Raw genomic sequence first — 2684 nt, forward strand, 5'->3', positions numbered from 1 at the left:
CAGGTCTTGGCGCGGTCTACCCATCCGGCCCTGCTTGGGTAGCAGCGGCTCGATGAGCTCCCACTCCGCATCGCTGAGGTCAGAGGGATACGCCTCACGATCGCCAGCCACCTCAGCAGCATGCCCTACCAAGACCCACATCTGAAACAGTCACTAAGTCCGCCCAACGGTATGCGGGGGGCGCCTTGCTCAGCGTGCTCCGGGTTCGCCGGCAGCTAGGGACGCTGTCGCTTACGGCGCGTGCTCGCGCAGCTGGGCGGCGAGGGACCACGATGAGCCTGCCTGGACAGCCACTCGGAAGGCTTCGCACCGCTCGTCGGCCGGATTCCACGCGATGCTCTCGCCGTGGGGCCGTAGGAGGGGACGGGTCCCCAGTCTGTTCGTGGTGTCGTCCATCAGCAGGTCCCATCCGTGGGCAGGCAGACCAGAGGCCGCCAGCCGCTGCTGCAGCACGGCCGCGTTCGTGCTGTCGTGAGTGTGAAAGCAGCTAATCAGCCCATCCAGCAGCGACTTGAGCAGCCCGGGCAGGCGTACTCGCGTCGGGTCCGGGCTGGTGAGGGTGACGTCCACGGTGAAAGCGGGGGCGCTGCTCGCGGGTGGGTGGCAGGGCTGCGGGGTGATGGCGGATTCGCGCAGGGCCGCCCACCACTGTCCGGCGGTCTTGGGTAGCGCAGTCTCAAGGTCGGCTGCGACCTGGCCGATCAACGGCCCGCCGCCGGGCTCAGGAGGAGACGGCACGACGCGGTAGCTGACGTGGTGGTGCTCATCGGGGGCGCGCCCCCGCCGGCAGGTGATCCCTGCCGCGACGACAGGAGCGAAGACAGCCGTCCCGACGTTGTAGAGCAGGACGTTCTCCACGTCCACGAAGGCGTGATCCGGGCTGAGGTACTCAGCCAGCAACGCCTGCCCGGTGTGGGGATCCAGGGCAGCTATCGCTTCCTTCAGCTTCTGGAGGTATCTCACCTGATCCTGGTCGCGGGGCTTGAACGGCAGCCGGATCTGGCTCCACGCTTTAACGGCTGTGGCTGAGGCGTCCAGGTCGAAGTCCACGAGAACAGCATCGGTGATCCTCGCGGCCTGTGCGCTGCTGGGCTCGTCCTCGATGCCCCCACGGCGGCGGGCAGCACCCACACCATCGCCTGCATCGACTCCCGCGCAGGGCGCTGCATGACTGAGGGGGGACCGCGCTGACCTCAGCGAGGACGGTTTAGGCCCCGGACCGCGGAGGGGACCATGTCGCGCGGGTCCTGGGGCAGCAGCCGCACTACGGCGTTCTCGCTCATCGACACTCATCAGCTGATGATCGTTAGATTGCAGCTACTTCTTGCACCTGTCGGTACTCCTCGCCCCCACTGGACGGCGCTGTACACCACAATGGCAGGCACCGTCCGGTGGTTCCGTCCCGGCGTTGAGGCCACCTGCTCCTCCTCGCTCAGGCCTGTCATATTGCATCGGGCGACTGGCTTACTGTCACGCCTGCGTCGGCGAACCACTTGCTCGCAACAAGGCTGCCGGGGTGCAAATTAACCGGGGGTAGCCTGGCGTCCCAGCCCAGTGTGAGGGTGCCATTGATGCGTGTGCCCTTACCCAGCTGGAGGAGGCTGTCGATATGCGCTCTCTCGCCCAGTTCGAGGTCGCCGTCGATGTGCGTACCTTCGCCCAGCCAGAGGCCTCTGTCGATGTGCGCGCCTTCGCCCAGCGAGATGCCCTCGTCGATGTACGCGCCATTCTCCAGCCGCAGGACGCCAGCGATGTACGCGCCCTCACTCATCGAAAGGCCGCCGGTGATGCGCGCGCCCTCGCGCAGCAAGAGGGTGCCGTTGATGTAAGCGCCCTCGCGCAGCTCGAGAGTGTTGCTAATATACGCGCCCTTCTCCAGTCTGAGGGATTCGTCAATATGCGCGCCCTGGGACAGCCAGAGGCCGGCGACGATGTGCGCGCCCTCGCCCAGCCAGAGGCCAGCCGATGTCCGCGCCCTCGCCCAGCAGGAGGCCACCTACGATGTGCGTGCCCTCGCCCAGCAGGAGGCCACCTACGATGTGCGTGCCCTCGCCGAGCCGGAGGCCACCAGCGATGTACGTGCCGCCGCCCAGCCGGAGGCCACCAGCGATGTACGCGCCCGTCAGCTGAAGCTGGCCTGTGCGCCGGCCGGTTAGGTCAAGTTCGTCGAGCATCGCGCCGTCCAAGTTGATCCCCAGCGGTGCACGTTCGGAGTGCTGTGAAGTGGGCCCCGGCGCCGTTGCGGTGGCCGTAGGGAGCAGCGTGGCGATCAGGCGGACGGCGGTGCGTCTGACTTCCCGTTCAGCGTCGCGCTCGTCGCGTTCCTTCTGGTTCTCGGGCCACCACGCGCGGGGCGGCGAATCTGCCGCGATGTCGTCTTGTTCGGCGGCCGGGTTCCAGTCGTGGGCTGGGTGGTGAAACGGCTGGCGAAGGTAGGCGCAGATGATGTCCAAGATGACCGGCAGCCTGTCCAACGTTGGTTCTAACTCTGGGGCGTCCTTGGTCGCGGATTGCGTTGAGAGGGCCAGTCGCTGCAGCGAGTACAAACCTCCCAGGCGTACGGAAGCTGGGGTCTGCTGCACTGATCTATGACAGCTACGTCACGCGGTCAGGGCGACCGATGTGGTCATGATGGTCTCGTACTCGATGGGGGTCAATCGGCCCAGACCGCTTTGCCTGCGGCG

General features: G+C 66.7%; 3 protein-coding genes. All 3 read right to left on the bottom strand.

Annotation, left to right across the window (positions count from 1 at the left end):
• Positions 1–141: transposase (locus tag CLV37_RS29170; RefSeq protein ID WP_146149480.1), on the bottom strand; the 141-nt coding region annotated here is incomplete at its 3' end.
• A 90-nt stretch (positions 142–231) separates the two neighbouring features.
• Positions 232–1050 carry a hypothetical protein gene (locus tag CLV37_RS26795; RefSeq protein ID WP_146149642.1) on the bottom strand — a complete coding sequence of 273 codons (819 nt, stop codon included), beginning with the start codon at positions 1048–1050 and terminating at the stop codon, positions 232–234.
• Positions 1051–1441: 391 nt separating this feature from the next.
• A complete protein-coding gene (locus CLV37_RS26800; RefSeq protein ID WP_106215790.1) occupies positions 1442–1996 on the bottom strand; it encodes an LbetaH domain-containing protein in 555 nt (184 codons plus the stop codon).
• Between the last annotated feature and the right edge of the window lie 688 nt (positions 1997–2684).

It is taken from the genome of Kineococcus rhizosphaerae (assembly GCF_003002055.1).
Lineage (GTDB): Bacteria > Actinomycetota > Actinomycetes > Actinomycetales > Kineococcaceae > Kineococcus > Kineococcus rhizosphaerae.